Annotated in this window: 5 protein-coding genes and 1 pseudogene; all 6 read left to right on the top strand. The window is 59.9% G+C overall.

Annotated elements, in window-relative coordinates:
* Nucleotides 1–192: 192 nt before the first annotated feature.
* Nucleotides 193–439: pseudogene (locus B0G75_RS39140) on the top strand (aldo/keto reductase); the annotation flags it as partial.
* Between the two features lie 182 nt (nt 440–621).
* Nucleotides 622–1506, top strand: a complete 885-nt coding sequence (locus B0G75_RS39135; protein WP_106286371.1) for a phytanoyl-CoA dioxygenase family protein — start codon at nt 622–624, stop codon at nt 1504–1506.
* 187 nt (nt 1507–1693) lie between these two features.
* Nucleotides 1694–3736 (top strand): NAD(P)-binding protein, encoded by a 2043-nt coding sequence (locus B0G75_RS39130; RefSeq protein ID WP_106286370.1) that lies wholly within the window; start codon nt 1694–1696, stop codon nt 3734–3736.
* Nucleotides 3737–3754: 18 nt separating this feature from the next.
* A complete protein-coding gene (locus B0G75_RS39125) occupies nt 3755–5617 on the top strand; it encodes a DUF3483 domain-containing protein (RefSeq protein ID WP_106286369.1) in 1863 nt (620 codons plus the stop codon).
* 227 nt (nt 5618–5844) lie between these two features.
* Nucleotides 5845–6849 carry an electron transfer flavoprotein subunit alpha/FixB family protein gene (locus tag B0G75_RS39120; RefSeq protein WP_219907341.1) on the top strand — a complete coding sequence of 335 codons (1005 nt, stop codon included), beginning with the start codon at nt 5845–5847 and terminating at the stop codon, nt 6847–6849.
* Nucleotides 6839–7693: an electron transfer flavoprotein subunit beta gene (locus B0G75_RS39115; protein ID WP_106286367.1), complete on the top strand. Its 855-nt coding sequence runs from the start codon at nt 6839–6841 to the stop codon at nt 7691–7693. The genes B0G75_RS39120 and B0G75_RS39115 overlap by 11 nt, the downstream gene beginning before the upstream one ends.
* Nucleotides 7694–7697 lie beyond the last annotated feature (4 nt).

Below are 7697 nucleotides of genomic sequence, written 5' to 3'. Positions count from 1 at the left end.
ACGAGCTACGGACTCCAAATAAAAGCCGCTTCGAATGACAACGGCGGCTGACTGGATAATCCGATGGTAATTGGCTGCCCATACGTATTCCCGAGGTCGGAACGCATCGTTCCCGACGTGTGTGTCTCTGCGTCAAATCCGTATCGTCGGAGTAAATGATGAAGAATCGACCTTTTGATAGAAAATACTTTTATGGAAATGCGTCAGCTCGGCGCTAACGGCCCAGCCGTTTCCGCCGTCGGTCTCGGCTGTACGGGCATGAGTGAGTTCTACGCAAATCGTGATGATGCGGAATCCATCCACCATTCATCGTGCCCTGGAGTTAGGCATCAATTTCCTCGATACCGCCGATATGTACGGACCGTGTATCGACGAGGACCTCATCGCCAAAACGATCAAGGGCAAGCGCGGTCATGTTTTAATCGCCACCAAGTTCGGTACGGTATACGCTACGTCGAGGCAGGCATGAAAATGCTGAACGGCTGGTCTTGCCGTGTCAAAAATAACACGTCAAGGTTAGCACCCTGCGATTGATAGATTCGAACCCGGACACTATTTACGTTGAGCGCGGGATTGTTTGTGTCGATAGTGGTGACATCATTGATAAGAGTGATTGCAACCATGCAGACATTGAAACCTGTCACTACCTTGTCGGCTGACGTTTCGCCAGAGCAAGCCCTTGAAGTCACCGAGCGCGATGGCGCGGTCATTATCAAGAACCTGTTTTCGCGCGAGATGCTTGGCCGGTTTTTGGCAGAGCTCAAGCCCTATACCGACGCGCGTGCCGCCGGATCGGGTTATGCCGACGCCGCTGCGCTGGTAACGCTGGGCCAGAAAACCCGCCGCATCACCGGACTCGCTGCGCGCAGCGTCACGGCGGGAGAAGTGATCACGCACCCTTTGATCCTGGCCTGGGCGAAAGGTCTGTTGTCCGGCGGTGATCACGGGGATATACAGTTGTCGACCTCGACCTATATCGAGATCTGGCCGGGCGAGAAACCCCAGCCCATCCATGCGGACGAAGGCGATTACCCGGAATTCCTTTGGGGCAAGGACATGCCCAACATCACCTGCAACGCCATCATCGCGCTGGACGATTTCACCGATGAAAATGGTGCCACGCGCTGCATTCCGGGGAGCCACAAGTGGGGAAGCGACTGGGCGAGATTCGACGAACAACCCGCCTCTATCCCGGCCGAAATGACGGCGGGTAGCGCATTGTTCACGACGGGGAAGGTGCTTCACGGTGGCGGTGCGAACCGCTCTACCGCGTCGCGCCGTGGTCTGGCAATTCAGTTCGCTGCGGGCTGGCTGCGCCCGATGGCCGCGCATCAACTTGAAACGTCGCGTGAACGGGCAAAGACGATGTCGCCGCAGTTGAAGGAGTTGCTCGGCTTCACGTCGTACAAGCGACCGTTGATTGAGGGACGTGCGCCGCGAGCATTGCTCAACTTGTTCGACATGGGCGAAGCGTCCAACTATCTCGAGCGTGGCCCGCTGGCCTGAGTAACGGCAGGCGAAATACACCATGGCACGTGTTTGGGAAAGGCGCCCGGCTTCGTCGACAATGGCATCGTACTCATCTTTTGTTCAGTTTGGGCGGTTGTTACGCGGCGACTTCTTGGAATCGGCAGGACTGATTTCCGACCACGCATATCGCATCCTCTAACTTTAAATTTGGCTGCAAATCGCCATGAATCAGTATCCGGCCTTGTTTCAACCGCTGAAGATTAAAGGCGTCACGATCCGTAATCGAGTTTTCAGCACTGGCCACGCGCCAATGTATGCCGCCAACGGTGTGCCGACTGAACGCTATCTGCGCTATCACCAGGAAAAGGCCAAAGGGGGCATCGGGCTGACCATATTCGGCGGTGCGACCTCGGTGGCGCCCGATGCGTGGGCTGCTTACTGGAGCACGCTCGTCGCCAAGGACGATTCCTGTGTCGAGCCGTTGCGCGACTTCGCCAATGGCATTCGCGAGCATGGCGCGGCCGTGATGATTCAGCTCACGCACCTGGGCCGCAAAATGAAATGGGATCAAGCCCCTTGGTTGCCGCCGATCTCATCATCATCGACACGCGAGCCGGATCACCGGTCGTTTCCCAAGGAGGCCGAGGACTGGGACATCAAGCGTGCGATCAACGACTATGCACAGGCCGTACGACGTTGTCGCGATGCCGGGCTGGATGGCTGCGAACTGCTTTTCTCGGCCCACCATCTGGTTGACCAGTTCTGGTCTCGCGCCGTGAATCGGCGGACCGACGGCTATGGCGGAACGCTGGAGAACCGCATGCGCTTTGGGTTGGAGGTGTTGGAGAAGGCACGCGAACTGGTAGGTGACGACTTTGTTATCGGCTGTCGGATGAGCGCCGACGAATTACTCCCGGATGGCAATGACCAGAGCGAGCAACTTGCAATTGCTTCGCGCTACGCAGGCACGGGCATGCTGGACTTTATCAACGTGGTCACAAGCAATGTGCAGGATTTCAATTCGCATTCGCATTATGTACCCAATATGTCCTATCCTCCCGCTCCTTACCTGGGTCTTGCCAGCGCAATCAAGCGTGAAGTGGACATCAAGGTTTTTCATGCTTCGCGCATAACGGATCTAGCGACCGCCAATCGGGCCATCGAGGAAGGGCATGTGGATATGGTCGGCATGACGCGAGCACACATTGCCGATCCCCACATCATGAAGAAGCTGGTAGAGGGCCGGCCGGAACAGATTCGTGACTGTGTGAATGCGTCTTACTGCATCGATCGCGTTTACGGGGGGGATGCAGCTTGCCTGCATAACGCCGCCACCGGACGCGAGCGTACCCTGCCGCACATCATCGTTCGCTCGTCCGAACGCAAACGGGTGGTGGTAGTGGGTGCCGGTCCGGGCGGACTGGAAGCCGCGCGCGCAGCCGGTGAACGTGGTCATACCGTGACACTGTTCGAAGCTGCGGACCGGACCGGCGGGCAAATTAACATCGCCGCACGCGGCCCTTGGCGTGAGCCGCTTTCGGGTATCGTGCGCTGGCTCGATAGCGAGGTGCGGCGGCTCGGCGTGGACGTCCGGCTCAACACCCGCGCCGATGCCGAAGCGGTACTCGCGCTCGACCCGCAGGTAGTAATCGTCGCAACCGGTGGAATCCCGAACAAGGGGCGATTCAAGGGCCACGAACTCGCGGTTAGCAGCTGGGATATTTTGACCGGCAGAGTCGAACCCGCGCACAACGTGCTGCTGTGGGACGACAACGGGCAACACCAAGGTCTGTCGGTCGGTGAATTCATGGCCAAACGTGGTTCGCTGATTGAGCTTGTTACTCCGGATCGCATGCCGGCCGCGGAGGTGGGGATTACGAATTTCCCGGTACACCTGCGGGAAATTTACAAGCATGCCGGAATTTTTACGCCTGATCGGCGGCTCATTGAGGTCTACGCCGAGGCCACGCAACTTGTGGCGGTGTTACGCAATGAGTACAGCGGGCAAGAAGAGGAACGGGTCATCGATCAGGTAGTGGCCGAGCATGGCACATTGCCGGTTGACGAACTATATTTTGCGCTGCGCGAGGGTTCCGTTAACTTCGGCGAGGTCGATCTCAATGTGCTGGCGGAAGAGGATCGTGTCATCGACGTCATCCATAACCCTTCCGGGCGTTTCCGCCTCTATCGAGTCGGTGATGCCGTGGCTTCTCGCAACATTCATGCCGCAATCTACGATTCGCTGCGCATTGGTCATGACCTGTAATGCGGAGAGCATGACGTAATGAACGGCATATTGGTAGGTCTGGTACTGGCTCTGTTCATTTTGCTGCTCTCTGGTGTACGCCTGGTGAGGCGGTGGATGGTGGGCGGGGAGGCACGTATTGACTGGGTAGGAGGTTTGCTGGGTCTGCCGCGCGTCTATCTGCATGACGTGCACAACGTGGTGGCGCGTGAGCGTACCGCGGGTCCCATGCATGCATTGACGGCGGGCGGCTTGCTGTCAACCATGGCTTTGCTGGTGGCAATGGCGTTTGGATTGCAGGGCGTTTGGGCTGGCGCGCTACTGCTCGTGACCCTGAGCATCATGCTCGGCGGTACGGTGCTGGTCGTGCGGCGCCGTTACCCGGTTCGGCCGGCGCGCTTGTCCGGCGGCGTATTTCAGCGCTTGCCGCTGATACTGCTGTTCTTTATCCTTGCGGTGGCCACACTGGCTCTCGGCCAGTTTTGGCATCCGGTCGTTGCGACGCTTGGCGCATGGGCCACGGGAGCGGCATTGGTCCTTCTGACTCGGGAAATCGGCAGCGGCCCACTAAAGCATGTTCTGGCAGGTGCGCTGCACTTGGCGGCACACCCGCGGAGAGAGCGCTTCGGCGCGGCACGGCCTGTGGCCGATCTTAAACCTCTCGACCTTTCGGCGCAGACTCTGGGCAGCACTCGGGCAAGCGATTTTGCGTGGAACCGGTTGCTCGGTTTCGATGCGTGCGTTCAATGTGGGCGTTGCGAATCCGTTTGCCCAGCCTATGCGGCCGGTTTGCCGCTTAATCCCAAAGCGTTGATACAGGACTTTGTGGCCAGCATGCCGGGCGGTCCGACCTTTCCGTACCGCGGTTCCTCACACCCGCCTGCACATGAATCGCGGCAGGATACGGTATCCATCCAGCTCGATGACGATGGGCGCGCAGTGATAGACGGGCAAACGCTGTGGGCCTGCACCACTTGCCGTGCCTGCGTCGAAGAATGCCCCATGATGATCGAGCATGTCGATGCTGTGGTGGATTTGCGGCGCCATCAGACGCTAATGCTGGGTGCAACTCCGGGTCAGGCACCGGTTGTCCTAGCAGAACTGAACGCAACCGATAATCTCGGCGGTCGCGCGGCGGTCGCGCGTGTTGACTGGGCCGCCGATCTGCGTTTGCCCTTGCTTCATGAAAACACTGAGACAGACGTGTTGCTGTGGCTGGGCGAAGGCGCGTTCGACCAGCGTCACCAACGTACCCTGCGTGCTCTAGTACAACTGCTGCGTATCGCAGGTGTCAATTTTGCGGTGCTGGGCAAAGAAGAAATCGATTGCGGCGACACCGCGCGCCGGTTAGGGGACGAAGCGTTATTCCAGAGCATCGCACGGCGCAATATTGCACTTCTGTCGACCCGTCGCTTCAATCGTATCGTGACCGCGGATCCGCATGTATTGCATAGCCTGCGCAACGAGTATCCGGCTTTGGGCGGCTACTACGAGGTGCAGCATCATTCGGCCGTGCTGGCCCGGCTGCTGGCCGAGGGTCGGCTGCAACCCAGGGTCCCGCCTGAAGAGCAAAAGATTACGTTTCATGATCCTTGCTATCTGGGCCGCTATAACGGTGAAACAGAAGCACCGCGTGCCATTCTCGATGCAATTGGTATGCAACGCATCGAGATGGAGCGATCGGGTCGCCGTTCGACCTGCTGCGGTGGCGGAGGTGGTGCACCGTTGACCGACATCAATGGTCCGCGCCGCATGCCTGATCTGCGCATGACGCAGGTGCGCTTAACCGGTGCGTCGACCGTGGCAGTGGCTTGTCCAAATTGTGCTTTTATGCTTGAAAGTGTGGCTGGTCCGCGTCCGGTCGTGGCCGATCTCGCCGAATTGCTGGTGGCGGCATTATGAGTGTGGTCTCGCGCATTCGCCTGCGCCGCATCGAGGGCATCTTGGCGTCTCGTGAACGCGTGCGTCGCCATCCCCGTCGCGAGCGAGATCCAGCGGTCGCCTCGTCCGATACGGGACTTGCTGAATGGATGGGGCCAAACGGCCGCATTCGCCGCAACCCGCGAGTCGGCAGGCGAGCTGCGGCGCCAGTGGCACCTAGTCAAACCATAGGTGCGGCTGTGGTGCCCGTGGAAGTCATCGATAAGCCTTCCTGGTGGGTGCTCGTCGTGCCGGATCTTGAAGGCGGTCGGCTGTCCTCTCACGACCGCGACGTGCTGGGCGCGGCCCGATTGCTGGCAGACGCGGGCCTCGATGGCGGCCCGGGAAAAGGCGCCGTCATTGCGTTGGTGCACGGAGTCTGCTCTGACGAACTAGCTGAATCCGGTGTCGATCGAGTGCAGTTGTTCGAGTCGCCATCGCAAGAGTACATACCTGAACTGCGTACAGCGGCCGTGCTGGCTACGATACAAGCCTTTCAGCCGCGCCATGTGCTGTGGCCGGACATCGCTACCGCGGGAGGCGACGTCGGTCGCCGCGTTGCAGCCGCACTCAGATTGCGGCCAGCGGCGCGCGTGGTGCGTCTGACGGCTCGGGAAGCGGCCAGCCGGATTCAGGGCGGATCGAAAGATCTGCTGCGGGCACCGCCGCAGTTGATGTTCATTGTGGCGGAAGCTGCCGAGCCATTCCGCGGGTCACGCCACGAAGCGCGGCAGTTGCCAGCGTTGGCATTGGCGACGCAACAAGGATCGATCGTCGACTGCGGTGTGGTTGCGGCCGATCCACAGCGCCTGCCGTTAACCGAGGCCGACCTCATCGTCAGCGCGGGCAACGGCGTCACCGACTGGCCGGCCTTCCATGCGCTCTGCCACGCCCTCGGTGGCACGCCTGGTGGCAGCCGAGCGGTGTGTGACGCCGGCCACCTGCCGCGTGCCCGGCAAGTGGGTGCCTCTGGCAGCCTCGTCGAGCCACGCTGCTATCTGGCCTTCGGCATCTCCGGGGCACCGCAGCACTTGGCGGGTATTGCCCGTTGTGAGCGCGTTATCGCTGTCAATACGGATTTGCATGCCGATATGGTCAAACGTGCCGACCTGTCCATTATTGCCGATGCTCAAGTTGTCATGCCCGCGCTGACACGGTTGATGGAAGGGGTATCGCGTGTTGCGGACAATGAGGAAAGCTGCCATGCAGATTGATCTAATGTTGTTACTGTCGCTTGGTCAGCATCCTCTTTCGCTCCGTAGCCAGATGGCCAGCGTCGACGCCCGTGCCGTCGAACTAGCGTTGCGGCTCGGTGATGCGGTACGCGTGCACGCGGTCTATGCGGGCGATCCGGACGAGCCGGCATTACGTGACTATTTAGGCTTGGGGCTGGCCTCTCTGACTGTACTTCGTCAGCCAAGGGGCGCCGACGTGCTTCCTGCCCTGTGCGAATACCTTTTGGCGAAAAAGCCCGCCCTGACCTTGGCTGGAATGGCGGCGGAGGTGGGCGAGGGTAGCGGCATGTTGCCCTATCTCCTGGCTGAGGCCCTTGGCGCTACGCTGCTGGCTGGCGCGGCCTCTGTCGCGCTTGGCGACTTCCAGGACGCCGACGGACAGCATATTCGTGCAGAGCAGGCTCTTGCGCGGGGGCAACGCAGGCTGCTTCAAGCCGCTCTGCCCTGTGTGATTACCGTTGCGGCTAAGGCTCCAGTGCCGCGCCAGAGCGCGTATGCACGCGCGCGCGCGGGACGGGTGGAAATCGTCGAACCTGAAGTATTGATCCGGAATTCGGCGGAACTGCTTCACGACACACAGATACTTGGCCGGGAAGTCCCCGCACGCAAAAATCCGAAGCGCATCCCGGTAAGCTCGGGCGGTAGCCTGGCGGATCGCCTGAACGCGCTTACCGCCACCGCAACCGGTGCCGGTCGCCTGATGGTGCAGCCGTCGCCCGTTGACGCGGCTTTGGCCATCCTGGAGTACCTGAAACAGGAACAGGTAGTAATGCCACCAGCTTCTGTTCAGTCCACAGATGGCGCAATTTTATTTTCTTCTTAATTTT

Source organism: Paraburkholderia sp. BL18I3N2, assembly GCF_003001875.1.
GTDB classification, from domain to species: Bacteria; Pseudomonadota; Gammaproteobacteria; order Burkholderiales; family Burkholderiaceae; genus Paraburkholderia; species Paraburkholderia phytofirmans.
This window is presented reverse-complemented; position numbering and strand designations above follow the sequence as displayed.

What these genes read in the sequence shown, in the direction of transcription:
- B0G75_RS39130 (WP_106286370.1), top strand. Translation starts at nt 1,694, where the DNA reads ATGAATCAGTATCCGGCCTTGTTTCAACCGCTGAAGATTAAAGGCGTC.
- B0G75_RS39135 (WP_106286371.1), top strand. Translation starts at nt 622, where the DNA reads ATGCAGACATTGAAACCTGTCACTACCTTGTCGGCTGACGTTTCGCCA.
- B0G75_RS39115 (WP_106286367.1), top strand. Translation starts at nt 6,839, where the DNA reads ATGCAGATTGATCTAATGTTGTTACTGTCGCTTGGTCAGCATCCTCTT.
- B0G75_RS39125 (WP_106286369.1), top strand. Translation starts at nt 3,755, where the DNA reads ATGAACGGCATATTGGTAGGTCTGGTACTGGCTCTGTTCATTTTGCTG.